Here is a 26,319-nt window from a genome sequence, read left to right as displayed (position 1 = left end):
CGAGCGTCAAAATGGGCAAACGAAGTGATGTATTGCTGACAAAGCGTGTCGTCGATGGCGCCAAGCCGAAGGACAAACGGTATCATGTCTGGGACTGTGATCTTCCTGGATTTGCCCTGCGTGTTGAGCCGACGGGAGTGAAGACCTTTGTCATAAAATATCGTGCCAACGGGGGCTGTCGTTCCGCTACTCAACATTGGTTCATCATAGGGCGCCACGGCCCGCTGACCGCCGAACAAGCCAGGAAACTGGCGAAGGCCAAGCTCAGCAGTGTTATCACCGGCGCAGATCCCATGACCGAACTTCAGGCAAAACGTCGTGAGATGACGATGAGTGCTCTTGTCGATCTCTATGAGAAAGAAGGCTGCGTCATTCAGCGAGGCAAGCGACAGGATGAGGCGATGAAGCCGCGAACAAAAGCCTATACGATGGCGCGCCTTCGTCACCATGTCGTGCCTTTGCTAGGTAATCGGCGGGCACGGGATATCAACGCAGGCGATGGGGAGAGGTTCGTTGCTGACGTAACCACCGGGAAGACGGCGTGTGACGAGGAGATTGGGCCGCGTAAGCGCGTCATAGTTTGCGGTGGGGCGGGGGCCGCACGCAAAGTCGTTCGGGATCTATCCGCCGTGTTCAGCTTTGCTCTTCGGAATGAAGTTGTCGAACGTAATCCGTGCGAGAACGCTGCCATCCGCAAGACCGATAATCAGAAGACACGGTATCTCACCTTCGAAGAGATTACGCGCCTGGGCGCTGCCCTGGACGAGCTTGAGGCGGAAGGTGTGAATTCCAAGGCGATCAACATCGCCCGCCTTTGGGTACTGACAGGTTGCCGTCGCGACGAGATTGCCGGGCTTAAATGGTCTGAAGTCAATCTTGCAGAAGGATTGCTCGAACTGGACGAAAGCAAAACCGGGAGGTCCGTTCGTCCTCTGGGTGCAGCCTCAGTTGCTCTTCTTAACTCTCTGCCGCGAAAAGATGGGAACGACTTCGTATTCCCGGCAGAGCGCGGCGATGGCTATTTCCAAGGCACCAAATCCGTTTGGTCCAAAGCGATCAAGAAAGCCAGTCTTTCCGGCGTCACTCCGCATACGCTCAGGCACACGATTGGCTCAACCGCCATTTCGACCGGCGAAGCGCTTGCCCCGATCGGAGCGATTCTCGATCATTCGAACCCCCGCTCTACCGCAATATATGCGCACGTGCAGAATGATCCGTTCCGCCGTGCCGCAAATCGGGTGACGAGGAAAATTGCCGATGCGCTGTCTGGGAAAGTCGCGAATGAGCGTGCTAGACCGAGAAAAGCAACCGTTCAGGCGTCCTCAACCGAGTCCGATGTTCTTTCCAGAGCCTTAGTGCAGCATCTCGTAGCGGAGGGGATAGATGCTGCACGTGCTCAATCGATTGTTTCCGGATCGATTGCTTGTGCGAGAGTGGGTGGCAGCGTACCGAGGAAAGCCATCATTTAACGCATCGCCTAGAATGGGCCGCTGCTGATCTCTCCAGGAGCGGCTGGGCTACCGTGAATCTTCGTGCGGAACATAATGGCTCTCTTGCTTGGATTTTCTATCGAGGACCGCCACACGATATAGTCCTCAGACGGAGGCGTCTCACACCTGAAACAATTTACCGTCTGCTCCCGGTTTCGCGGTCGTGATCGGCATAGTGAAATCCAGAACCATCCGTCCCTCGATCTTGCCTGCCTTGAGCTTGGCGAAGATCGTGTTGATGTCGCTCAGCGGTGCCTTGGTTATTTCCGCCTTGACATTGCCGTCGACCGCAAAGGCGATGGCCTCGTCGAGATCGCGGCGCGTCCCGACGATCGAGCCTCGCAAAGTGATGCGCTTGAGCACGACGTCGAAGATCGGCGTCGGAAATTCTCCCGGCGGCAGGCCGACGAGGGCGACTGTGCCTTTGCGGCGGACCATATGGAGTGCCTGGGAGAAGGCAGGAGGCGAGACGGCCGTTACCAAAATGCCGTGGGCGCCACCGTTAGTCGCCTTAAGGACGTCGGCGATTGCGTCAGGCGACCGAGCATCAATCGCGACATCAGCGCCAGTCGCGAGTGCCAAAGCGAGCTTCTCCGGTGTGACATCGAGTGCCACGATCTTAAGTCCCATCGCCTTGGCATATTGGATCGCGACATGGCCGAGGCCACCGATGCCGGAAATCGCCACCCATTCGCCCGGACGGGCCTCGGTTTCCTTCAGTCCTTTGTAGGTCGTGACGCCAGCGCACAAGATCGGCGCGATCTGCGCAAAATCAACGTTAACCGGAAGCCGTGCGGTGAAGGCTGCCGAGGCGATGACATATTCTGCAAAGCCGCCGTCGCAGCTGTAGCCGGTGTCATGCTGGTGCTCACACAAGGTTTCCCAGCCTGTTTCACAATATTCGCACCGCATGCAGGCGTCATGCAGCCAGGCGATGCCCACCGGATCGCCCTCCCTAAAATCCGTAACGCCTGGACCAAGCGCCGCTACGACGCCGGCGACTTCATGACCGGGGATGAACGGTGGTGACGGTTTCACCGGCCAATCGCCGTCCGCGGCGTGAAGGTCTGTATGGCAAACACCGCAGGCAATCACCTTGATGAGAAGCTCGCCGGGTCCGGGAACCGGCACAGGCACGCTCTCAATCGCTAGCGGCTCTCCAAACTGGCGCACGACTGCCGCCATCATCGTCTTTGCAATCATGATCCGTCTCTTTCATCCGTTTCGACATTGATGAGGCGAGACTAGGCCCACGGGCAACGCCTGCCATGATATAGATCAAGGCTCGATATTCAGTCCGATGACAGCCTCGTTCGAATAGGCCTAGTAGATCGTATTTGAGTTCCCAGGCCTCGTGCAACGAGTAAGGAAGCCGTCATGTTATACACGACAACAAACCCTTATACCGGCGAAGTGGTGAAGACGTTTCCGAACGTCACCGACGCCGACGTCAAGCTGGCCATCGAGCGTGCCCACGTCACGTTCCTGTTCTGGAAAGAAACCGCATTCGCCGGACGCGCCAAGGTGATGCAAAGCGCAGCGCACATCCTGCGAAAAGATCTCGAAGCTCACCCAAAATTGCTTACGGTCGAGAATTGCTGGATCTGGGCATCAAGGAGTTCGTCAATCACAAGCTGATCGGTGTGGTCGACATCGATGCGGCATTCTGAGAGCCCATGAAATATTCGAGTTGGATCAGGATCGGCGCGAGCACCGTAAGCCACCAGCCGCGCTGAACAGTTGGATCCCTCGCGCTTGATAATTGCGCCAGGACGAGATCATCGACGAGGCGGTCGGACCGGCAAGCAACCCCCAAAAAAAGACCTGCCAACCGCTGAAATCGACCTCCGCTTCGGGTTCTCCGCCGGTCTGTTACGATGACATCGGATCCTTATCACGAGCGTTGCCGCACACAAAAAGTGCAGGCTTTTTTACCGCCCCACACTCCCCAAGGAACCGAGCGCCTCAGCCGGTCCCTTGATAGAGCGTCACGTCAGGACAAACGATCCCAATTGTCGCCATAGGGCCATTTCCAGTTACTGATTTCCGGCATGTCCTCACCGTACTGGCGAATGTAGCGACCGTGTTCTTCGAGCTTGTCGCGGAAAAGCTGGATCACATCCCGTGCCTTTTCCTTGAGACCCGGCACGCGCTCGATCGCCTCGATGGCAAGATGGTAGCGGTCAAGCTCGTTGAGAACGGTCATGTCGAAGGGCGTCGTCGTCGTTCCTTCCTCGATGAAGCCGCGGACATGGAAGTTGCGGTGGTTGGTGCGCCGGTAGGTGAGGCGGTGGATGAGGTAGGGATAGCCATGATAGGCGAAGATCACCGGCCTGTCCGGTGTGAACAAGCTGTCGAAGATTTCGTCGGCGAGACCATGCGGATGTTGCTCCTTCGATTGCAGCGCCATCAGGTCGACAACGTTGACCACGCGGATCGATAGTTCCGGAATATTCTGGCGGAGAAGGTCGACAGCGGCGAGCGTCTCCATGGTAGGGACATCGCCGGCGCAGGCCATGACGACATCCGGTTCAACTGCACTTTGTTCGTTGCAGGCCCAATTCCAAATGCCGATGCCGGCTTCGCAATGCTTAGCTGCTTCATCCATCGACAGCCATTGCAGCTCCGGTTGTTTGCCGGCAACAATCACGTTGATGCGGTCATAGGTTTTCAGGCAATGGTCGCCGGTCCATAACAGCGTGTTGGCATCCGGTGGCAGGTAGATGCGCACGGTGTCGGCTCTTTTGTTGGCAACAACGTCGATGAACCCCGGATCCTGATGGCTGAAGCCATTATGGTCCTGTCGCCAAACGTGCGATGTCAAAAGGTAGTTCAGCGAGGAAATCGGTTTGCGCCATGGCAGTTCGCGCGACACCTTCAGCCATTTGGCGTGCTGATTGAACATGGAATCGACGATGTGGATGAAGGCTTCATAGCAGGAGAACAGACCATGGCGCCCAGTCAACAGATAACCTTCCAGCCATCCTTGGCATAGATGCTCGCTGAGGACTTCCATGACCCGACCGTCTCGGGCAAGGCTGACGTCATAGGGTTTTATCTCCTCCATCCAGACACGGTCGGTCACTTCAAAGACGCTACCAAGACGGTTGGATTCCGTCTCGTCTGGGCCGAAGATGCGGAAATTGGCGCGATCGGCATTGAGGGTCAGGATGTCGCGAAGATAATGGCCAAGGACCTCGGTCGATTGAGCCATTGTTCTACCACGCTTTTCGACGGCAACCTCATAGTTGCGAAGATCGGGTACAACGAGTTCACGGCGCAGCAGCCCGCCATTGGCATGTGGATTGGCGCCCATGCGGCGTTTCCCTTTCGGCGCCAATGCAGATAATTCCTCTTTCAAGCGCCCGTCGACGTTGAAAAGATCCTGCGGATCATAGCTGCGCATCCAGTCTTCTAGGATTTTTCGATGGCCGGCGTCCTCGCGACAATTAGAAACCGGCACCTGATGCGCCCGCCAGAAACCTTCGACTTTCTTGCCGTCGACTTCCTCCGGCCCCGTCCAGCCCTTCGGGCTTCTGAACACGATCATCGGCCAGCGCGGGCAGAAATTGCCGGGTGCGCCGGTGCGGGCCTCAGTCTGGATGGCGCGGATGCGGTCGAAGACTTGATCGAAGGTCGCAGCCATCGCCTGATGCATCTGATGCGGGTCGGAACCTTCGACGAAGAAGGGCTCGTAGCCGTAACCGATGAAGAGATGACGCAGGTCCTCGTCGGTGTCGCGGCCAAGGATGGTCGGATTGGCGATCTTGTAGCCGTTGAGATGCAGGATTGGCAATACCGCGCCGTCGCGGCCCGGATTGAGGAACTTGTTGGAATGCCAGCTGGCGGCCAGCGGACCCGTTTCAGCTTCGCCGTCGCCGACGACACAGGCGGCGATCAGATCGGGATTGTCGAAGACGGCCCCATAGGCATGCACCAATGCATAGCCGAGTTCGCCCCCTTCATGGATCGATCCGGGTGTTTCAGGCGCCGCATGGCTTGGAATGCCGCCGGGAAAGGAAAACTGGCGGAACAGTTTGCGCATGCCGTCCGTGTTCGCGGAGATATCCGGATAAACCTCGCTATAGGTGCCTTCGAGATAGGTGTTGGCGACCATGCCCGGGCCGCCGTGGCCAGGACCGCAGATGTAGATGATATCGAGATCGCGATTGCGAATGATCCGGTTGAGATGGGCATAGATGAAGTTGAGCCCTGGGGTTGTGCCCCAATGGCCGAGAAGGCGCGGCTTGATATGCTCGACCTTCAAGGGTTCGCGCAGTAGCGGATTGTCGAGCAGGTAGATCTGGCCGACCGAGAGGTAATTGGCCGCTCGCCAATAGCGGTCGATGAGGTCGAGTTCGGCGGCGTCGAGTGGATGCGCGAAAGTTGCGGTTGGCTGCTTGTCCATGTGGTTGCTCCAATTCAATATGGTCGTTCGTCAGACTACTGCGAACGAGGCGATGGGCTGTTGATCTGGATCACTCGCTTGCCAGAACCGACAGGGCTTCATTGGCGATGATCTGTTCCTCGTCCGTCGGAATGACGAATGCAGTGACGGAGCTTGCCGATGTGCTGATGATGGGCGCGCTAGTGGTGTTCGCTTCGCCGTCTATAGCGACGCCCAACCATCGTAGGCGGTCGCAAATCGCTGCACGGATTTCCGGCTGATGTTCGCCGATTCCGGCGGTGAAAACAATGCCGTCCAGGCCGCCAAGCGTTGCGGTCATGCGGCCGATTTCCCCGGCAATACGCAAGGTAAACAGGTCGATGGCTTCCCGCGCCTCGGGACGCTCGTCTTTCAGCAGATCGCGCGTATCGCCGCTGATGCCAGACACCCCGAGCAGGCCGGAGCGATAATAGAGCATGTCTTCCAGGTTCCGCAGGGTCCTGCCCTTCGGTCCAAGAAGATGGAGCAACACGCCCGGATCGAGCGTGCCGCAACGCGTTGCCATCGGTATGCCGTCGAGCGTTGAAAACCCCATGCTGCAATCGCGACTTTCGCCGCCATCGAGAGCACAGAGGCTGGCACCGCTGCCAAGATGCGCGACAATCACCTTACCCGCGGCGACCTTCGGTGCGCGCATCCGTAGTTCCGCGGCGATGAAAGCATGGGAGAGACCATGAAAGCCGTAGCGCTTGATCCCCTGATCGTGCAGTGCGCGGGGCAAGGCAAATCGGCGAACTAGATCGCTTTGGGTTGCGTGGAAGGCTGTATCGAAGGAGGCCGTCTGTGCGAGCGTCGGTCGTAGATGTTTGACTGCACGGATCAGGCGGAGCGCCTGAGGCTGGTGCAAGGGCGCGAGCGCGGTCAACTGGTCTATATCGCCGATGCTAGTCTCGTCGAGGCGAATGGGACCGATGAACCGCTCGCCGCCATGTACGACACGATGACCGACGACCCGCACGGCATCCATGTTGAAATGCCTGCCGAGTGTTTCGAATGTTTCGGCGATGACATCGCGCAGATCCTCCCCGCCTTCGGCGTGTAGAAACCTGTCGAAGACTGCCGGTCCCTCCGTCAGATGAAGCGACAGCGGGCGCCTGCTGAAGTCGACCAACCCCTTGCCGACACAAAGTGCACCGTTCACATCACATTGGAATAAACCGATCTTGAGCGTTGACGAGCCCGCATTGAATGTGAGCAGCAACTTGGCGTCAGTCATGATGGTTCCTTCGGTTGGAAATCGGCTGCCCAACGATAAGCCGAGACAGTCGGCTGCGATGGAATGTTGCGCCGAGTTTCCACCCAATCCAGAGAGCTTGAACACTGTCATCGCTTCTAAGGCTGGCTTCCGCCTTTTGCATTGACCCATATCAAGCTGTGTGACGCTCGCGATCGATCTTCGATCCGTGGTGTTGACCAAGATCAAGGCGCAGCGCGCCCTGGTGCTTAAACTCAGCCCCATCGAACAACGAGTTCAAACAGGAGGTGTGACCATGCAAGCCAAGACCATTTTGAGCGTCATCGGTGTCGATCAAGACGATGCTGACCTGCATTCTGCAATCGAATTGTGCCGGGAGGCGAAAGCCCACTTGTCCGTGCTGGTAACGGCACTTGCTGCACCGCCGATTGGCGGATATGGCGAAGTGACGTCCACGGTATGGATCGAGGAGCGCGAGCGTCAGACGGAAGATCTTCGCCGAAAGGTCTCAGCTACCAAGACCATACTGCAGGCTGACGATATTTCGTTCGACGTGACCAGCCTCTTTACCGAATACGGATGGGCGGAGAATGAAATCGGAGACCGGGCGCGCTATGTCGACCTGACGCTGATCGGCGGCGGCTTTCTGGCTCATGAAGACATGCGGCAGGAAATTTTGAACGGAGCCCTGTTTCGGTCGCCGGCCCCGATCCTTCTTGTGCCCAAGGGACATGCCGCCTCTCTTCGCCCGAAAACGGTCTTGGTTGCCTGGGACTCTCGCAACGAAGCAAGCATGGCCGTGCGGGCCGCGATGGAGCAGCTGATTGCTGCCGATAACGTGTGTGTCGCCATGGTCGATCCGTCCGCGACCGTCGGTAGCAACGGCGAGGAGCCGGGAGCGGATGTCGCCGCATTCCTTGCACGGCATGGAATTCGGGTATCGGTCGATGTTCTGCCCAGCGGCGGGCGCGCTGTCGCGGACGTGCTGCGTCAGCATGCGATCGACATCGGCGCCGAACTGATCGTCATGGGCGCCTACGGGCATTCGCGGGTGCGCGAGTGGATCTTCGGGGGGACGACCCGCTCGATGCTCGAGCAGACACCCGTTCCCCTGATGATGACACGCTGACACCAATTGGCCCAGGGCCCCGCCCCGCCAATGGGCGTGGCCTGCTCTTTGCATCCTTGGAGGGGAAAAAGCATGGCTGGCACTTATGTTATTGCCGCGCTGCGGCCGGATCAGATCGTGCAAGCCTATCCTCTTGTCCAGGCAGCAGTTCCAAGCCTTGGTATGGTGGCATGGCGCCGGATGGCATCCGACGCCAACCGCAAGGACGAAATCCTCGCCGCGGTCAACCCACGAGGTTACATACAGGGTCTGAGCATCTACAGGCCCTGCGATCATCCCGCCGTCGGGCGGCTGCTTGACGTCACATTTCTGATTGTCGCAAGTGCAGCTGATGAACGTGGCATTGCGCAAACCCTATTTGCGAGCATTCGATCGCGGGCTAGGGAACTCAAGTGCAACCAAATCAGATTCTGGAATCAAAATCCGGGCAATTGGGAGCAGATGCACAACGAGGAGCGAGTCTATCGATCGGATCATGGGCTCATGATGTTCTCAAGCGACGACGATCCCTGAACCTTGTGTTGCGACGGAACTGGCCGATCACTGTTTGCCGGTGAAGACGTAGCCAACCCCCCGGATCGATTTTATCAGCTGTGGGTGCGTGGGGTCGGCCTCGATCTTCTTACGCAGTCGCGCGATTTGGGCATCGATCGTTCGATCGTACACCTCCAGATTCCGTCCTCGCGTCGCCTCCATCAGGAAGTCGCGGCTGAGCACACGCCCGGCATGGCGTGCGAATACAACCAGCATGTCGAATTCGCCGGTGGTCAATTCGATTTCGTTTTTGTCCGGTGATAGAAGCTGCCGTTTGCCGATATCGAGCTGCCAGCCTTCAAAACGAAGCACGTCACCAGGTTCGTTTTCCCGAGCTTTTGCCGCTGGCTGACGGCGGCGAAGAATGGACTTCAGGCGAGCATGCACTTCTCTCAGATGAAAGGGCTTGGCGATATAGTCGTCTGCGCCGACTTCAATTCCGACGATCCTGTCGACCACATCGTCGCGACCAGTCAGCATGATGATCGGAATGTCCGACTGTGCGCGGATTTCGCGGGCAAGGTCCAAACCGTCCTCACCGCCGGGCAGGACCCAGTCCAACAGGATGATATCGAAATTCTCTTGCTGCAGGGACGCCCGCATCTCAGGGCCGTTCGATGCCGTGCTGACGACATACCCTTCGTCCTCGAAGTAGCGTGTCAGCATCTGACGGATTCTGGGGTCGTCATCCACGACCAGAAGATGTTCACGCCGCTGCTGATCGAGGGTCATTGCAAGGGTTCCGGTAAAGACGGGCTGCGACCTGTGACAATCCGTTACAAAATTGCACGATCTCTAACACGCGTGGCATTCGGCTGTCACTCGGAAGGCATCAATCTGCCAGGCATTGGAACAACATTTGAGAGGGATTGTCATGTTGTCGGCAAATAGCGCTGAGCGCGCTCAGAGTTACAATGAGGTTGTTGTTGCCTTCGATGCCGAACCGATCTGTCTTCAGTCACTGTTCTCGAAGCAACCACTGGAGCAATTGGATGCCGGCGGAACGTTGTTCTTCGAAGGCGACCAGGCAAAACATCTCTTTGAGCTGGTGGAGGGGGTTCTACGCATTTTCAAGATCATGGCGGACGGCAGGCGCGTCATCACAGGCTTCCTCTATCCTGGCGATCTTGTCGGCGTTTCGCTCAGAAATCACTATCTCTATAGCGCCGAAGCCGTAACCCCAGCGAGATTGCGCCGTTTCTCCCGGAGAGCCTTTGAGGATACGGTTGGCAGCTCGCCGGAGCTGAGGCCGCTGCTTCTTGCCCGCCTCTGCGACGAAATGGCGGCAGCCCAGGATCAAATGGTGTTGCTGTCCTGCAAAAATGCCGAAGAACGGCTTTGCAGTTTCCTGCTGCAGCAACTCCAGCGGAAACGAGAACAGGATCGCTCGTGCAGTGTCGTCGATCTTCCGATGACTCGTCTCGATATCGCCGACTATCTGGGCCTCACGATCGAAACAGTTTCCCGAACCATGACGAGGTTGACAAACAAGGGTATCGTCGGCCCTGCGGGTCGCCATTCCATCCGCATTTTAAAGGCCAGGATGCTTGCACATCTGGCGGGAGAGGGTGATGAATGCGACGATCGCTATTCGCCCGTCATTTCCTTGGATGATGCCCGGCGGCGCCACTAACCGAATGCAAATGGAAGTTCGATGAACGATCGGTCGTCAGGACAGCAAGCCACAGAAACCAGGTTGGACGAAATCGCCCAGATCCTCGATAGCGCGAATATTGTCGTGCACACGTTTGATGGAATCATCCGGAGGTGGACGTCGGGATGCGAGCGGCTCTACGGCTGGACCCAGCAGGAGGCCATTGGCCGGGTGGTTCATGAATTGCTGTCGACAATTTTCCCCGAGCCTCTCGAGGAAATCCGCAGCAAGGTCGCCCGGCATATTGCTTGGCAGGGGGAGCTTGTGCATATGCACAAGGATGGCAGGCCCGTCGTCGTGACGAGCCGTTGGGTCGCGGCATCCTCTGTCGATCCAGACCAACACGTCATTGTTCAAACGAATAATGATATCAGTCACTTAAAGAAAATACAGGCGGATTTGGCTGAGCGTGAGGCTCATCTGCGGTCAATTCTCGCGACTGTCCCCGAATCGATGATTGTGATCGACGAATTAGGGGTGATCGCGTCCTTCAGCACCGCTGCGGAAAAACTGTTTGGATATTCGGCGGGGGATGTGCATGGAAAAAACGTTTCGATGCTGATGCCCTCGCCAGACCGCGAGGCCCATGATGGATATCTTTCGCATTATCTGACAACCGGCGAGCGCCGCATCATCGGTTATGGCCGCGTGGTCAGTGGGCAACGCAAAGACGGCACCGTCTTTCCGATGGAATTGTCGGTTGGCGAGGCGGTCGCCAACGGCAAACGGATATTCACCGGGTTCGTCCGTGACCTGACAAGCCGCCACAAGATCGAAGAGGAACTTCGACAATCACAGAAGATGGAAGCCATAGGCCAATTGACTGGCGGCCTGGCCCATGACTTCAACAATTTGCTGACCGTCATCAGCGGCAACCTGGAAATGATCGAGGCGCGGCTGCAGGATACGAAGCTGCTGTCACTGGTTTCCGAGGCACAGGCGGCCGCCGAGGACGGAGCGAAGCTGACCGCTCAACTCCTTGCCTTTGGTCGTCGCCAGCCTCTCAATCCCAAGCCTATGGACGTCGGTAGATTCGTATCCGGCTTTTCCGGTCTCTTGCGCCGCACATTGGGCGAGGCGATCGAATTGCGAACCGTCATTACCGGCTCTGCGAACGAAGCGCTTGTCGATGGCTCCCAATTGCAAAATGCTCTCCTTAATCTCGCAATCAACGCACGGGATGCGATGCCTCGCGGCGGCCTTTTGTCGATAGAGATTTCGCGCCTGCGGCTCGATGCCGATTACGCACGCATGTATCCCGAGGTCCGCACCGGTGACTATGTGCTGATCGCCGTGACCGATAACGGTGCTGGCATGTCGAGCGAGACGAAGGAGCGCGCCTTCGAGCCGTTCTTTACTACGAAAGGGATGGGGGCTGGCACTGGGCTCGGCCTCAGCATGGTCTATGGCTTTGCCAAGCAATCAGGTGGCCTTGTCCAGCTCTATAGCGAGATCGGCCAAGGCACGAGCGTTCGCATCTTCCTGCCTGCCCAAAAGGCACGAACGGAAATGGAGCCAGTTCATGCAGACGACAAGAAGCCTGACCTTATTCCAAAAGGCTTCGAGCGTATCCTCGTCGTCGAGGACGATGTTCGTGTTCGCCGTGTCACCGTCTCCCGGCTTCTCGATGCCGGATATAGTGTCCTCGAGGCTAGCAATGGAACCGAGGCCCTGGCTCTTTTCCAGGAGAATCACGACATCGCATTGCTGTTTACCGATGTCGTGATGCCGGGCGGCATGACTGGGGATGAACTCGCACATAAAATCCGGGCCATGCGCCCTGAAATCAAGGTGCTGTTTACCTCTGGCTATGCCGAGCCCACGATTGCAGGGCGAGAGTTGGCGGAGACCGGAAGTTGGCTGAAGAAGCCATACACCGCCCGGGAACTGGCCGTTCGCTTGCGCGAACTTCTCGATTGATCGTTCTCTTTCAAAGGCGTCAAACGGCTGTGCTGTGGCGCGCTTTGTCGGTCGCCAGATAGCGATCGAAGCGGGAAGCAATCGTTCGAACAAAGGGTCGCGCTTCCGACCTCACCAGGAATAGATCGCCGTCAAAGTGGATCAGATCCTTCTCCTCAGCGGCGATCCTTGCAACTTCGATTTGCAAATGGTCGACACCGCTTCCGAAGGTCCGCCTCAGATCTGCGATGGAGAAGGAGAAGTCGCACATCAGGCTCTCAATCAACCTGCCGACGACCCGGTCGGAAGGCAAAAGTGCAAAGCCGCGGGCCGTGGCGAACGCGCCGGCCCTCACCTTGCGAATATAGTCTGCGATGGAGACCGCATTCTGGACATAGCCCTGCTGCAGCTTACCGATCGAAGAGGCCCCGAGCCCGATCAGCGTCTCAGCCTCGTCTGTCGTATAGCCCTGGAAATTGCGTTGCATGCGACCATTGGCGGCGGCGACCGCAAGGCGGTCGGTCTCGTCGGCGAAATGATCGATACCGAGCGCGATATAGCCGGCTTCCGCCAATTGAGCGGCACCATCGCTTGCCATGTCGAACCGCTCGGCCGGACCGGGAAGGGTATCTTGATCGATAAGGCTTTGGTGTTTTTTCACCCAGGGAACATGCGCATAGCCGAAGAGCGCAATACGATTTGGCCGCATCGACACGGCAAGATCGATAGTCCGTCGCAGCGTCTCCGTTGTCTGCAGCGGCAGACCGTAGAGAATATCGAGATTGATTGAGCCGATGCCGGCGTTGCGCAGGGCTCCCACGACGGCTTGTGTCTGCTCGAAACTTTGTCGCCGATTGATTGCCCTTTGAACGTCGGGATCAAAATCCTGGACGCCCAGGCTTGCACGCGTGATGCCAAAGCGGTGCCAAGCTTCGAGTTTATCGTGGTCAACATTGCGCGGGTCGATCTCGACGCTGATCTCACAATCCGGACCCAGGTCGAAAGCATCATCGAGTTTCGCACGAAGACTGTCGATGTCGTCAGGTTCGATCACGGTCGGCGAGCCGCCACCGAAGTGGACGGCGCTCACATGCCGCCGACCCGGAAGGGTCCGCGCTGCAAGTGCGATCTCCGCCCCAAGCGCGTCCAGATAATCGGCAACGGGATCGTAGCGTCGTACCTGCTTGGTATGACAGCCGCAAAACCAGCAGAGCTGATCGCAAAAGGGCACATGCAAGTAAAGCGAGACGGGCTTATGTGGATCCGTCTCGCCAAGCCATCTGGCATAGCACGCGCCGTCAACGCCACCGTGAAAATGCGGCGCCGTGGGATAGCTGGTGTAACGTGGCACAGGTTGAGCGTAACGGGCAAGCGAACTTGTGAACACGGGAGGGTCTTTCAATTGATCGGGCAGAGGGATCGATTGGGTGGGCATGGGCCGGGCGATGTGCCCGGCCGCCGGGGCACTATCCGCGCTTGTTCTTCTCGGTATTGTCGTCAACGAGTTCGTACCACATCGCGTTGAGGACGGCGAAGGCGGCTGCAAGCGGGAAGCCGAGAAGCCAGGCGAAATACCACATGTTCTTTCTCCTTGTATGGGATTTAGTAGGCGTGACCGTTCTTGTCGTTGACCGTCTTCTCGTCGACCTTGCCCCAGAGCACGCGATAGACCCATGCGGTGTAGGCAAGTACGATCGGCAGGAAGATCAGCACTGCGATCAGCATGACGAACAGCGTCATATGGCTTGAGGACGCGTCCCAGACCGTGAGGCTGGAGCGGACGTCGAGCGAAGAAGGCAGGATGAAGGGGAACATCGAGACGCCGACCGTCGAGATGATGCCGAAGATGGCGAGCTTGCTGAAGAGCAGTGGCGCCACTTCACGGCGAGCAGTCATCGATAGCAGCGTGGCGATGGCACCAATGAAGCCGAAGATCGGAGCGGCCATCATCCACGGATGGTTGCCGTAATTTGCAAACCAGGCACCAGTGCCGTGATCGACCGTCTTCAACAGCGGATTGGACGGACCGATGGGATCGATCTGGCTGGTAATGCGATAACCGTCGACGCCGTACCAGAGAGCAAGGCCGCCAAGGGCAAAAAGCACGATCGTCGCAAGTGCCGCCAGACTGCCATAGCTGCGTGCGCGTTCCGCGACAACGCCGCTGGTTTTGAGCTGCAGCCATGCCGCACCATGCATGGCGAGCATGGCGACGGAGAGAAGGCCGCAGAGTAAGGCATAGGGATTGAGCAGGCCGAAGAACGAGCCTTCATAATAGATCCGCATATCATCGTCGAAGCGGAAGGGTACGCCTTGCAGCACGTTGCCGACCGCAACCCCGAAGATCAGCGAGGGAACGAAGCCGCCGATAAACAGCGCCCAATCCCAGCCTGCCTTCCAGCGGGCGCTCTCGCGCTTGGACCGGTATTTGAACGCCACCGGCCTGAGGATGAGCGCGAATAGGATTGCGAACATCGCAAGATAGAAACCGGAGAAGGAGACCGCATAAAGCGGCGGCCAGGCGGCGAAGATCGCGCCGCCGCCAAGCAGTAGCCAGACCTGGTTGCCCTCCCATGTCGGGCCGACGGAATTGATGGCGATGCGCCGCTCCGTGTCGGTCTTTGCGACGAATGGCAGCAGCGCGCCGACGCCGAGGTCGAAACCGTCGGTGACGGCAAAGCCGATCAGAAGCACGCCGAGAAGCAGCCACCAGATGATGCGCAGGGTTTCGTAATCGATCAACTCATGAAGGATCATGATGGTTACTCCGCAGCAGGAATGAGAGTTTTGGAGGTGAGGCCGGCTTCTGGCTCGTCGCCCAGTTGCGGGCCTTTGCGAATGGCTTTCACCATCAGACTCATTTCGATAACGATCAGCGCCGTGTAGATCGCCGCAAAACCAAGCAACGTGATCAGGACGCTAACGGCTCCAAGATTGGAAACGGCAGCGGCGGTTGGCAAAACGCCTTCGATAACCCAGGGTTGGCGGCCGAATTCCGCAACCACCCAGCCAAGCTCGATCGCGACCCAGGGCAGCGGAATGGCGAAGACGGCGATCCTCAACAGCATCGGATATCGATCGAGTTTCCGCCGTGCCGAGAGCCAGAAGAAGACCGTCATCAGCAGGATGAAGAACATCCCGAGGCCGACCATGATGCGGAAGGACCAGAAGAGCGTCGGCACATTCGGAATGGTGTCGCGAGCGGCCTGGGCGATTTGCTCCTCCGTTGCCTGGCGTGGATCGTCGACATAGCGCTTGAGCAGCAGAGCATAGCCGAGCTCGTGGCCGATATCCTCGAAGGAGGTGCGCGCGGTTGCGACATCCTGTGAGACTTCTCCGGGCGTTGCCGGCTTGGCAGCGCGGATCTTCATCAGCGCATCATAGGCCTTGATGCCCTCGCGAATATGGTTCTTGGCTTGCTCCTCGAGCTTGTCGATGCCAGGGATTTCCGTCGTCAGCGATCGCGTCCCGATCAGGCCCATGGCCCACGGAATGTGAATGGCATAGTGGGTCTCGCGAGCCTCCTGATCTGGAAAGCCGAAGGCGGTGAAGGCGGCCGGCGCCGGTTCGGTCTTCCACATGGCCTCGATCGCCGCGAGCTTCATCTTCTGATGCTCGGTCGTGAGATAACCGCTCTCGTCACCCAGCACGACGACCGACAAAGCAGAAGCGAGACCGAAAGACGCGGCAACCGTCATCGAGCGCTTTGCAAGCTCGACGCTGCGGCCATTGACAAGATACCAGGCTGAAACACCCAGCACGAAGATCGAGGCACAGACATAGCCGGCCGAGACGGTGTGAACGAATTTCGCCTGCGCCACCGGATTGAAGACGACATCGAAGAAACTGACGATCTCCATGCGCATGGTCTGCGGATTGAGCGCCGAGCCCGCCGGGTTCTGCATCCAGCCATTGGCGATCAGGATCCACAGCGCCGAGAAGTTCGATCCCAGCGCAACCGCCCAGGTGGCGACCAAGTGGCCGACCTTGGACAGCTTGTCCCAGCCGAAGAAGAACAGACCGACGAAAGTCGCCTCGAGGAAGAAGGCCATCAATCCTTCGATCGCCAGCGGCGCGCCAAAAATATCGCCGACATAATAGCTGTAATAGCTCCAGTTCATGCCGAACTGGAATTCCATCACGATGCCGGTGGCGACGCCGAGCACGAAGTTGATGCCGAAGAGCGTCCCCCAGAATTTCGTCATCTGCCGCCAGATCTGGCGGCCGGTCATGACATAGGTCGTCTCCATGATGGCAAGCAGCACGGAAAGGCCGAGCGTCAATGGTACAAATAAGAAGTGATACAGCGCTGTCATGGCGAACTGCAGGCGTGATAGCGCCACGATATCGAGTTCCATAGTCTTTCTCCCACGCTCCAAAAGGTGGTTGATGCACCGCAGCCTTGAACGGCTTTGGCTATGATTGATCGGTCAGATGTCTCAGTCCTGCCTCAGCCGGGTGAGCTCTGCATCAAATTCGGTTTCTCCCCGCCGCGCGGTCGCGACGATGCGGCCCTCGTCGAGAACGACGATCCGATCGGCGATCTCGGCTTCGCGACGGATATGTGTGGCGATGACCAGCGACCGGCCGCAGCCGCTATCGGCAAGGCGCCGCATGACATCCCGTCCGGTTTCGCGGTCCAGACCTTCGGTCGGCTCGTCGAGCAGCCAGAGTTTGGTACCGCGCAGGAACAGGCGGGCAAGCGCCAGGCGACGGGATTGTCCGCCAGACAGACCAAGACCGCCTTCGCCGAGGCGGGTGTCGAGGCCATTCGGCTGGGACAGTACGTTTTCCAGGAGGCCGGCATCCGAAAGCGCCATATAGAGCATCTCGTCGTCAGCATCCGGCGCGGCAAGACGTAAGTTATCCCGTAGACTGTCTTGGAACAGCTCCGTGCGCTGGGTGAGCATCGTGGCCGGAGCGGTCTCGACCACGCCGCGTTCGATCGCGAGTTCACCGGCGAGGACGGCAAGCAGGGTCGACTTTCCGGCTCCGCTCGGGCCGATCACCGCGAGATGCTCGCCCAGTGCCAGCGAAAGCGTGATGTCTTCAAGCGAAGCCACCGCTGCTCCGTCATATCGGGCGGAGACGCCGGAGACTCGGACGGCCACGCCGTCTGGCGGCGTTAGATGTGCGGAGGGATGAGCAGTCTGTACCAGACGAGGTGAAAGGCGGCGGGCGGCAAGCACGGTACGGCCGAGTTCCAGCGCCCCACGGCGCAGCGCTGCAAAGGGTTCGAGCGCCGCAAGGGCCATCAGCAGGCCGAGAGCGGCCAATGGTGCATCGATAATGCCGCGTTCCGCCAGCGAGGTGACCGTCAGCAAAGTGCCCGACAGAAGCGCTGCGGAGGCAAGGCCAAAACTCACCGTAACTCCGCTTTCGATCCGGTTCAGTCTGTCGTCTGCCTCGGCCAGACGGCGATCAGCGGCAGCGATCGCTGTGCATTGCGCCTGCAGTCTGCCGGCCATGACGAGTTCGGTCTGTCCGGCGACGAGATCGACATTACGCGAGCGTAGTGCCTCGATCGCATGAGCGCGTTGCCGCGCCGGTTTCAGCGCCAAGCGCCCCGCAATGATTGGAATGCCGAGACCGGCAGCGAGAAGCCATAGGCCGGCGAGCAGACCGAACGGAACCGACAGCAGCATCAGTGCGATGCTGACCGCCAGGCCTGAGACAATAGCGATGGCGGCCGGCACAAGGACGCGCAAATAGAGGGAATCGAGCGCATCGACATCCGCCGTCAGCCGGAAAAGCAACTTGGCTGGCCTGCGCATCAACATCGTTGCCGCACTGGGTGCCGCCCAGCCGCGAAACAGATTTTCGCGCAGCGCAGCGAGCATGCCGAGCGTGGCATCATGGGTGGTCACTCGTTCGCCGTAGCGTGCAGCGGTGCGGAGGATCGCCAGCAGCCTGATGCCCGCCGATGGAGCAAAGACATCGAAGGCGATGGCTGTCGCGGTGAGGCCAGCGAGTGAGGCGGCCGTGATGAACCAACCCGACAGACCGAGGAGTGCGATGCCGGCGCACACCGTCAAGGCCGACAAGAGGGTGCCGAGCAGTAATGCGCGGCCGCGCGCTGCCAGGAAAAGCCGACAGATGGGATGAAGAGCGGAGACTATCGACGTCATGCCGCTTCCTCCCGGACCGATGCGTCGATATGGATGATCCGGCCCATCCTTGCAGCCAGAACCGGGTCATGTGTGGCAACAACGAGTGTCCGTCCGCGGGCGATTGCCAACAATGCATCGGTGACTTCACGTGCGGTTTCGGTGTCGAGATGCGCGGTCGGCTCGTCTGCGAGGATGATGTCGACATGCGGGGTTGCGGCGGCACGGGCAATCGCCAATCTGAGCGCTTCGCCGCCGGACAGGCCTGCCCCGCCTTCGCCGATGGACATGGCGCCGTGCTGGGTCACAGTTCGCCGCAGATGGGCAAGGTCAATCGCTTGTTGTACCGCGCGCGGGCTGACTTCGGGTCGGCCGAGCGTGATGTTGCTGGTCATCGTGCCGGCAAAAATATGCGGCCGTTGACCGATCCAGGCCATGCGCCGTCGCAGTGCGAACGCGGAAATATCATTAAGTCGCTGCCCGCCGACATGGATCATGCCACTCTCTGAACAAACAAGACCAGCAATCAACGACAACATGGTCGTCTTGCCCGCACCGCTTTCTCCCAGGAGAGCTACATGCTCACCGGCTGCGATCGCCAGGCCGAAACCGTCGAAAACAGGCATTTGTCCGCGCCCGTGCCGGAAGCAGAGCCGATCGACATCGATTGACGGCGACGTACGATTACGGCTGGTTTCCGCCACCCTTTCATCGCGCCAGCCCGGCAACGTCATGCCGGTGCTGGATAGTGCATCGAGAGCGTCCAGGGCAGCCTCTCCGGCTGCCCGGTCGTGCCAGACTGCCGATAGTTCTCGCAGAGGCTCGAAGAAGCTCGGAGCCAGCAGCAGAATGAACAGACCTTGCGTCAGGCTCAATCTCCCGGACCATGTGCCGACATCGATTGCGCCGAGCAGATTGAAGCCGACATAGACGGCCATTGCCGCAACGCCCAGTGCGGCAAACAACTCCAGGACTGCCGAGGATAGAAAGGCTATCTTGAGCACAGCCATGGTTCGCAGCTTGAGCTGTTCTGCATCAGCCCGCAGTCGTAAAGCGGTGCGATCGATGGCGCCGAGCGCGCGAATAGTGGCGAGGCCGCGCAGCCGGTCGAGGAGAAAAGCATTGAGCCCGCCGGTCTCGGCCAGTTGCTTTTCGCTTGCAGCCTTGGCTTGCCAGCCGATCAAGGCCATGAACATGGGGATCAGTGGCGCCGTAAAGAGCAGGATGAGGGCTGCAAGCCAGGAGACCGGTGCAATGCATATGAGGATGACCAGTGGGACGGCACTTGCTTTCAGTCGTGCCGGTCGAAAGCGAGCGAGATAGGGCACGATGGTTTCAGCCTGCTCGGCGATGAGGCTTGCGGCAAAACCGGACGCTGGACGATCGCTGTCTAGTGGCGATCGGGCGGCGAGTGCTGTAGCGGCAATCTCGCGCTGCCGGCTCAGTTCTGCGCGCGCGGCTTGAAAGGCTAAGCGTCCGCCCAAGGAATCCAGTCCGGCACGCAAGGCGCCAAGGAGGAAGACGAACAGCGCCGGTATCGCCGTTGCCGTTATGCCATGTCTGTCAGCGATCACGCCTATTCCACTGGCAAGCAAAGCTGCTTGGGGAATCCACAGGAGTGACGCCAGCGTTTGCACGAGAGCGGCAGGTGACAATTTGGCGCGCATTGTTCTTGGCGACCGGTCTTTTGGGGAAGACGGTTGGATTGAGCTGTCGGTGACGTCGGTCTCCGCTTCTCGTCTGACTTCCGATCCCGTATCGAAGAATGCGGTGGTCATCGTGCCTGCCTCTTGTCGATGGGGTTGGCGGTCATGGGCTTGCGACCGAGCAAACGACGCGCGTCTTCGCTACCTCGACAAGCCCGAGATGAGTGGGGCAAGATTGGACGACAGGCGCAAGGCTCATGATGATTTCCGTCGCTTCAGTGACTTTAGACAATTCTAAATGCACTTCATTAGGCAATTCTAAATTCACTTCATTCGGTGCCAGATTTTTGGGTTGGTCTGGACTGTCTGCACGGTGAACTCGACGTTTAGTAATCTGCCTGTGACGCTTCAGCTTTGACCTAGGTCAACTTCGAGAAGCTATGAGAGACTGGTCTTGCCAGGCAGGGTCTCCGCCAGTGCGGGAAAAGCTCGGTCGTCGCCAGCAGCTAGTTTTGGGCTGTCTGAGGAATCCAGATGGCGGTCAAAACTGGGCATCGAGCCAGTCGTTCGCCGCCCCGCCATATCGTCTTTTCTTGCGCCTACGGCGATTGCGTTGTTCAGACCGCTTCACTCGGCGCTGGCATGGCAACACCGAGATAGGGATCGATCCATGTGATCTGGTCGGTAACGGACTTGACGCCAGGCACATTCTCCGCTGCAACCTTGGCTGCCAGTCGCTCTCTTTCGTCGAAGATAGTGCCGGACAATTCGACAACGCCGTTCTGAACGCTGACTTTTATGAAGCCATTTTGGCTCCAGCTCTGATGGGCGAGCTCGGCAATGACCGCCTGGGCGATCTGATCGTCGCTGGCCTGAACCTTCTTCTTTGGCAGCATGTTCGCCAGCGCCCGCAACAGGTCTGATCGGCAGACCATCCCGATCACTTTGCCTTGGACGACGACAGGCAAGCGCTTGATCCCATGCTTTTCCATCAGGTCGACGGCAACGGCGAGCGTGGCATTGGGAGCAATAGTGACAACCTCCGACGTCATCACTTCTTCAACGTTGCGGCCATGTGAAAGAACATACTCATCAGCAAGCTTGCCGGGGCTGGTCAGAAACTCGAGCAGCCAGGATCGCTTGCGCTCCGTCTGCAATTCCGAGCGGCGAAGGAAATCGCCTTCGCTGACAATGCCGACAATGTTTCCGCCGGCATCAACGACTGGAAGACCGCTGACGTGACGGTCGAGCATTATTGTCGCCGCATCCACGACAGATGTTTTGGGACTTACGGTGATAGCTGGTGCGTTCATGATTTCTTGAATGAGCATGGTCGTCTCCCGGCGATGGGTTTGGTTTGTGGCGCCGATAGGGGTTTGGGTTGTTCCATGCCGAGAAGGTTACAGACCACACGACTGCCATGCTTTGATCGACATCAAATGAGCGAGGCTAGTTGCGATCATCGACAAGCCGTCTCGTGGGACAATGGACCGCCTGTTTGAAAGATGCCCGGCAACTTCAGTCGGCCAAAGCTAGAGAGTTTCACTAGAAGGCTACTGTGGAACGAACATCATCCCGGCTGCGACCGCCATCAACGCGACCGTGGCCCAGCCGATGCATGCGGCCCCTTGCCCGATCGTGTATGGACCCATGATCTTGCGGTTTGACGCCAGCAACAGAATGACGGCAATCAGCGGGACGGCGAGCAAACCATTTATAACAGCGCTCCAGAACAATGCGTTCATCGGGGTGATCGGCGAATACTGAATGATCAGCGCCAGCAACACACTTATGGCGATTACGCTGTAAAAACCCCGAGCGTCATTTGGACTGCGCTCCAGGCCGAATTTCCATCCCATGGCCTCGGCAAGTGCATAGCCGGCGGAGCCGGCGAGAACGGGCACGCCGATGAGACCGACGCCTAGAATTCCGAGCGCGAAGATAAGTGCGGCAAAGGGTCCGGCCAGCGGCCGCAGTGCGCTCGCTGCTTGCGCGGCCGTGTCGATCTGCGTGATGCCGGCGACATTGAGCGTCACGGCGGTCGCCAATATGATGAAGAAAGCCGTGAGATTGGAGTAGAGCATGCCACTCCATGTATCCCAGCCAATACGGCGAAGTTCCTTGGGAGCTCTCGCACTGTCTCTGGACAAAGGCATTGAATCGGGAGCGGCATTCATATCCTCCACCTCTTCCGATGCCTGCCAGAAGAAGAGGTAAGGACTGATCGTAGTCCCAAAGACGCCGACGACGACCGCAGCATAGGTCGGTGTTGGAGTGATCGTCGGCCATATCGTCCTCAAGGCAACTTGCTGCCAGTCGATATGGACGGTGAAGAGGACCGCAGCATAGGCCAGGAGCGAAATCGTCAGCCACTTCAGGAACGCGACATAGCGGTGATACGGGATGAAGACCTGAAGCGCGAGCGTCCCAAAGACGAAGAACATTGTCATCAGGTGCCGGTTGAAGCCTGTCACCAGCTCCGCGACCTCGCCCATCGCGGCAACATCGGCGGCGATATTCAAAATATTGGCGATCAGGAGCGAGAAAACGACGGCGTAGAGGACCACCGGTGGAAATGCGGTCTTTATGTTCGCCGCCAGGCCCTGTCCGGTCACACGTCCGATCCGTGCACAGGTCGCTTGGACGACCGCCATCATTGGAAATGACACCGGCATTGTCCAGAGCATGTTCAGGCCGAATTGCGCTCCCGCCTGGGAGTAAGTGGCGATGCCGCTCGGATCATCGTCGGCGACGCCGGTGATCAGGCCTGGACCCACGCTCGCGAGTGGGTGCTGTCGCAGGCGAGCAAGACGACCCGACAATCGCGATCGCCACGAGGATTGTCCAATAGTGACGAGTTCCTGACTCATTGGCCACGGTCTCGCGTCGTTGAAACGCTGACGGTGTCCGAAGGCAGGAGCGTTGTCCGATCGACATATCCATTGATTCCTCGAATTCCCTCCACAAGCGTTCGGATCGCGTTTTGTTGGATATTGGACTCGAGGAATCCCTGTACTTGTACCTGGCCGTCTTTGACGATGACGTCGACCTTGTTGCTACCAATTCCAAGATCTGCGGCCAGCCGGGTCTTGATGGCGAGCTTTATGGCGTCATCGCCCTTAGCGACGTGTCGACCAGGCGCGTCGATGACCAGATTGATCAAATCGCATCGACTGACAATACCGACAAGACGACGGTTGCTAATGACCGGAACTCGCTTGATTTCGTGGGACAGCATCAGGTTACCAATCCGCCCTACATCCGTTTCGGGGGTTACGCTGATAACCTCGCGGTGCATCGCCTCGCCAACCGACCAGCCGTAGATTTGAATGCAAGTGTTCAAACCATGCCGATCATCTTGCTCGAACACGTCTTTGGCCGACGACGCCCAATTGTCGCCGACGCGTCGCATGAGATCCCCTTCGGTCAGGATGCCGCAGACCGCGCCATCGTCGTCAATCACAGGAAGACCGCTGATATCATTGGCGCGCAAGAGCAGCGCCGCGTTTCGGACGCTCATCGTCGGCGTGGCTGTGATGACATTCCGTGTCATGATGTCTTTGGCTTGCACGACAGCTCTCCATCTTCACTTAACTTTAGGTATTCCCGCTATTGCCGCGCCCATAGAATCGCAGGCAGGCCAAAAGCCGGTCGATGCCATCCTCAGGCGTCGTTTCGGATCGATTCCAGAACGAGCGCCTGTTCTTGGGCCGAGGCCAGCAATTCTTCCGCATATTTCTCAGCGGACTTCGTGTCGGTTCCACACAGTCTGGCGTCGTGACATTCGCGATCGATGGCGTGCCGCATTGCGTTGATGAGATCTACTCTCTCGCCGATGTCGTGAAGACGTATCAGACGGGTGAGCGCCGTCAGCGCGATGAGTTCAAGAACCATCATGCGGCCTTCCACCTCGCCGAGGGAGGGAATGGCTTTAGAGGCCGCACCGCCCAGGCTGTCGCGTCTGGCTCTCAGCATTGGTTTGTTCCTTCATGGGTTTGGTTGCAGAAAGCAGCCTGCGGATATTCGCCGCTGCGGCATTGATCAGAATCAATGAGGGTAAGGATCTTCCCGACCAGACGCAGAGCGACGTGGTGATGTGATCCGGCGATCTGCGCTTCAGGATAATTGCGTCTTGGAGGCAGGTCTGTTCGCTATACTCGCGAACTGGCTATATGGGCCGCCCTCCAATTTGGACGGCCCAAGGGCACGCAATGCATTCAGGATGACTGCGACATCGATGACTTCCTGAAGCAAAGCGCCGTGCAGCGGCGGCAAATAGCCGAATGCTGCGGCGATCATGCCGGCAACTGAAAGGCCAAGTCCCGCAACCACGCTCTGGCGAGCGATCGCAACGGCCCGGCGGGCGACAACTAGGGCGGTTGCCAAAGGATCGAGCCGGTCCACGAGCAGTACGATGTTTGCCGCTTCCGAAGAGGCCGCTGCCCCGCGCGCGCCTAATGCAACACCTACGTCGGCCGCCGCAAGCGCCGGTGCATCGTTGACGCCGTCACCTACCATCATCACCGGACCGAAGCTTTTAGCCGCGATAACAGCCTCCACTTTTGAAGCCGGTGTCTGTTCGCCGAGCACCTGTTCGATGCCGAGGATGTTGCCGACATGCGAGGCAACATCCAGGCGATCGCCGGAGGCAAGAACGATTTTCGTAATTCCGGCACTGCGCAATCGCTGCAGAACGCTGATCGCCTCCGCGCGCACTGGATCGGCCATGATGATATTTCCCGCGACAAGGCCGTCGATTGCGACTGTCACCGCAGCTTCACCAGATCGGTGATGATTTTCGAAGACTTGGGAAGCGTTTCGAAAACTTCGGCTTTTCACAAAGCGGCTACCACCGATCACGACGCGGCGTCCGTCGACCATTCCTTCAAGCCCGCTTCCACCAACTTCCTCGACATTGGTTGGTGGCGAGAGCCGCAGATTGCGTTCCTGCGCTCCCGCGATCAAAGCGGCAGCCATGACGTGGCTCGATGCTTGATCCAACGAAGCGGCAAGACGCAACAACTCGTCCTTATCGATCCAAGCGCCGCAGCCGACTGCCACGATTTCGGGCTTGCCGTGTGTGAGTGTACCGGTCTTATCGAGGACGGCAACCCGTACGCGGCTTAAGGCTTCAAGGGCGCTACCGTCTTTCACCAGGCATCCTATCGAGGCACAGCGCGAGATACCCGACATGAGCGCGACCGGTACGGCCAGGATAAGCGGGCAGGGCGTGGCGATGACGAGAACGGCAAGAGCACGTCGCGGATCGTCGGACAGCAGCCAGGCCGTCAACGCTATCGCTACCGTCATAAGCAAAAATGCCAGGCCATAGCGGTCAGCGAGACGCGCCATCGGCGCCTTGCTCTTCTGTGCCGTCTCAACGAGGCGTACAACCGCAGCATATGTGCTCTCAGAGGCGGGGCGAAGCGCCCTGACAGTAAAGACGGGGCCGATCGATGCGCTGCCGCTTAACACCTCTTCACCAGCCCGATGATCCACAGGGAGTGCTTCTCCCGTTAACGCAGACTCATCGAGAATAGCGCGGGGAGACAGAAGAACACCATCGACGGGCAGCACTTCGCCATGGCGGATCATGATGTGATCGCCAACAACTATCTTCTCGATAGGAGTTAGTTCCAACCGATCGCCAATATAGCGAAATGCAGTTCGTGCCACTCGTCCCATCAGTAGCGTCATCTCACGGGCAGCGCGGCCGGACGCATATCCCTCCAGCATCTGTCCACCTGCATACATCAGCGCGACGACGTTGGCTGCGAGGCTTTCGCCAAAGGAAAGGGCGAACGCCATTGACAGCGCGGCGACGATATCCAACCCGAAATCGCCGTGACGCAAGGAACGGAAGGTCTGCAGCAACAACGCGCCCAGGATCGGCAAGGTGGCGAGTGCCCAGACAAGGGAGGCAAGCGCGACGTTGTCGATCAATATGAAGGTAATGCCTGCCAAAAGCCCGGATGCTGCAATCAGCACCAAAGATGATCCACTGGTTTTTAGCAGGAAAACTACCGTGCTGGTCACGCTGGAGAATGCCATGATTGGCTCCGGTGGCTGAGTTTGTATCCGATATGCTGTTGCTCTCGATCAGCTGATTAGAACCGTTTCCATCGAACAGACATTGATCCGCCTCAATGCAGCTCGTCCGAGAGACTGCGAATTTAAAAAAAGCAGCGGATGAATCGCGTCTTCCGCTCCGCAGCGCG

21 protein-coding genes are annotated in these 26,319 nt (G+C 58.5%); 6 read left to right on the top strand and 15 right to left on the bottom strand.

Annotation, left to right across the window (positions count from 1 at the left end):
• Positions 1-11: 11 nt before the first annotated feature.
• On the top strand, positions 12-1,469 hold the full coding sequence (locus FHT73_RS14785) for a site-specific integrase (protein ID WP_112606582.1): 1,458 nt from the start codon (positions 12-14) through the stop codon (positions 1,467-1,469).
• A gap of 141 nt (positions 1,470-1,610) precedes the next feature.
• Here the strand turns inward: FHT73_RS14785 and adhP are convergent, their stop codons facing one another.
• Positions 1,611-2,693: an alcohol dehydrogenase AdhP gene (adhP, locus tag FHT73_RS14780; RefSeq protein ID WP_112606580.1), complete on the bottom strand. Its 1,083-nt coding sequence runs from the start codon at positions 2,691-2,693 to the stop codon at positions 1,611-1,613.
• A gap of 174 nt (positions 2,694-2,867) precedes the next feature.
• Here adhP and FHT73_RS14775 point away from each other — a divergent pair, with 174 nt between their 5' ends.
• On the top strand, positions 2,868-3,128 hold the full coding sequence (locus FHT73_RS14775) for an aldehyde dehydrogenase family protein (RefSeq protein ID WP_112606578.1): 261 nt from the start codon (positions 2,868-2,870) through the stop codon (positions 3,126-3,128).
• A gap of 355 nt (positions 3,129-3,483) precedes the next feature.
• Here FHT73_RS14775 and FHT73_RS14770 read toward each other — a convergent pair whose 3' ends face one another.
• Positions 3,484-5,898 (bottom strand): phosphoketolase family protein, encoded by a 2,415-nt coding sequence (locus FHT73_RS14770; protein WP_183712529.1) that lies wholly within the window; start codon positions 5,896-5,898, stop codon positions 3,484-3,486.
• 70 nt (positions 5,899-5,968) lie between these two features.
• A complete protein-coding gene (locus FHT73_RS14765; RefSeq protein ID WP_183712528.1) occupies positions 5,969-7,153 on the bottom strand; it encodes an acetate/propionate family kinase in 1,185 nt (394 codons plus the stop codon).
• Between the two features lie 193 nt (positions 7,154-7,346).
• Between FHT73_RS14765 and FHT73_RS14760 the strand changes: the two genes are divergently transcribed.
• Positions 7,347-8,261: a universal stress protein gene (locus FHT73_RS14760; protein ID WP_348648143.1), complete on the top strand. Its 915-nt coding sequence runs from the start codon at positions 7,347-7,349 to the stop codon at positions 8,259-8,261.
• A 72-nt stretch (positions 8,262-8,333) separates the two neighbouring features.
• On the top strand, positions 8,334-8,774 hold the full coding sequence (locus FHT73_RS14755; protein WP_112606568.1) for a hypothetical protein: 441 nt from the start codon (positions 8,334-8,336) through the stop codon (positions 8,772-8,774).
• Positions 8,775-8,801: 27 nt separating this feature from the next.
• Here the strand turns inward: FHT73_RS14755 and FHT73_RS14750 are convergent, their stop codons facing one another.
• Positions 8,802-9,527: a response regulator gene (locus tag FHT73_RS14750; protein WP_183712526.1), complete on the bottom strand. Its 726-nt coding sequence runs from the start codon at positions 9,525-9,527 to the stop codon at positions 8,802-8,804.
• Positions 9,528-9,669: 142 nt separating this feature from the next.
• Here FHT73_RS14750 and FHT73_RS14745 point away from each other — a divergent pair, with 142 nt between their 5' ends.
• Together FHT73_RS14745 and FHT73_RS14740 are read left to right on the top strand one after the other, a co-directional pair.
• Positions 9,670-10,428, top strand: coding sequence for a helix-turn-helix domain-containing protein (locus FHT73_RS14745; RefSeq protein ID WP_183712524.1), 759 nt, complete (start codon positions 9,670-9,672; stop codon positions 10,426-10,428).
• A 21-nt stretch (positions 10,429-10,449) separates the two neighbouring features.
• A complete protein-coding gene (locus FHT73_RS14740; RefSeq protein WP_183712522.1) occupies positions 10,450-12,369 on the top strand; it encodes a PAS domain-containing sensor histidine kinase in 1,920 nt (639 codons plus the stop codon).
• 19 nt (positions 12,370-12,388) lie between these two features.
• Here FHT73_RS14740 and hemN read toward each other — a convergent pair whose 3' ends face one another.
• The 11 genes from hemN to FHT73_RS14685 form a co-directional block, all read right to left on the bottom strand.
• Positions 12,389-13,735, bottom strand: coding sequence for an oxygen-independent coproporphyrinogen III oxidase (hemN, locus tag FHT73_RS14735; RefSeq protein ID WP_348648144.1), 1,347 nt, complete (start codon positions 13,733-13,735; stop codon positions 12,389-12,391).
• A 79-nt stretch (positions 13,736-13,814) separates the two neighbouring features.
• Complete coding sequence (gene cydX / locus FHT73_RS14730) at positions 13,815-13,928, bottom strand: cytochrome bd-I oxidase subunit CydX (RefSeq protein ID WP_112338802.1); 114 nt, start codon at positions 13,926-13,928, stop codon at positions 13,815-13,817.
• A 22-nt stretch (positions 13,929-13,950) separates the two neighbouring features.
• Positions 13,951-15,105, bottom strand: coding sequence for a cytochrome d ubiquinol oxidase subunit II (gene cydB, locus FHT73_RS14725; protein WP_112606558.1), 1,155 nt, complete (start codon positions 15,103-15,105; stop codon positions 13,951-13,953).
• A gap of 5 nt (positions 15,106-15,110) precedes the next feature.
• On the bottom strand, positions 15,111-16,706 hold the full coding sequence (locus FHT73_RS14720) for a cytochrome ubiquinol oxidase subunit I (RefSeq protein WP_183712518.1): 1,596 nt from the start codon (positions 16,704-16,706) through the stop codon (positions 15,111-15,113).
• A gap of 81 nt (positions 16,707-16,787) precedes the next feature.
• Entirely contained in the window at positions 16,788-18,476 is a 1,689-nt protein-coding gene (cydC, locus tag FHT73_RS14715) for a thiol reductant ABC exporter subunit CydC (protein ID WP_183712517.1), read from the bottom strand.
• The gene (cydD, locus tag FHT73_RS14710; RefSeq protein WP_183712515.1) at positions 18,473-20,233 is read right to left on the bottom strand and encodes a thiol reductant ABC exporter subunit CydD; all 1,761 of its coding nucleotides are present in this window, start codon (positions 20,231-20,233) and stop codon (positions 18,473-18,475) included. The genes cydC and cydD overlap by 4 nt, the downstream gene beginning before the upstream one ends.
• A gap of 485 nt (positions 20,234-20,718) precedes the next feature.
• Positions 20,719-21,432, bottom strand: a complete 714-nt coding sequence (locus FHT73_RS14705) for a CBS domain-containing protein (protein ID WP_183712513.1) — start codon at positions 21,430-21,432, stop codon at positions 20,719-20,721.
• 222 nt (positions 21,433-21,654) lie between these two features.
• The gene (locus FHT73_RS14700; RefSeq protein ID WP_183712511.1) at positions 21,655-22,971 is read right to left on the bottom strand and encodes a divalent metal cation transporter; all 1,317 of its coding nucleotides are present in this window, start codon (positions 22,969-22,971) and stop codon (positions 21,655-21,657) included.
• Positions 22,968-23,672 (bottom strand): CBS domain-containing protein, encoded by a 705-nt coding sequence (locus tag FHT73_RS14695; protein ID WP_183712510.1) that lies wholly within the window; start codon positions 23,670-23,672, stop codon positions 22,968-22,970. The genes FHT73_RS14700 and FHT73_RS14695 overlap by 4 nt, the downstream gene beginning before the upstream one ends.
• 92 nt (positions 23,673-23,764) lie before the next feature.
• Positions 23,765-24,076 carry a hypothetical protein gene (locus FHT73_RS14690; protein ID WP_112606546.1) on the bottom strand — a complete coding sequence of 104 codons (312 nt, stop codon included), beginning with the start codon at positions 24,074-24,076 and terminating at the stop codon, positions 23,765-23,767.
• A 141-nt stretch (positions 24,077-24,217) separates the two neighbouring features.
• Complete coding sequence (locus FHT73_RS14685; RefSeq protein WP_183712508.1) at positions 24,218-26,152, bottom strand: heavy metal translocating P-type ATPase; 1,935 nt, start codon at positions 26,150-26,152, stop codon at positions 24,218-24,220.
• Positions 26,153-26,319: the final 167 nt, after the last annotated feature.

This window comes from Rhizobium sp. BK098, from assembly GCF_014193155.1.
Lineage (GTDB): Bacteria > Pseudomonadota > Alphaproteobacteria > Rhizobiales > Rhizobiaceae > Rhizobium.
Note: the sequence above shows the minus strand (reverse complement) of the source record. Positions and strands in the feature narration are given on the sequence as shown.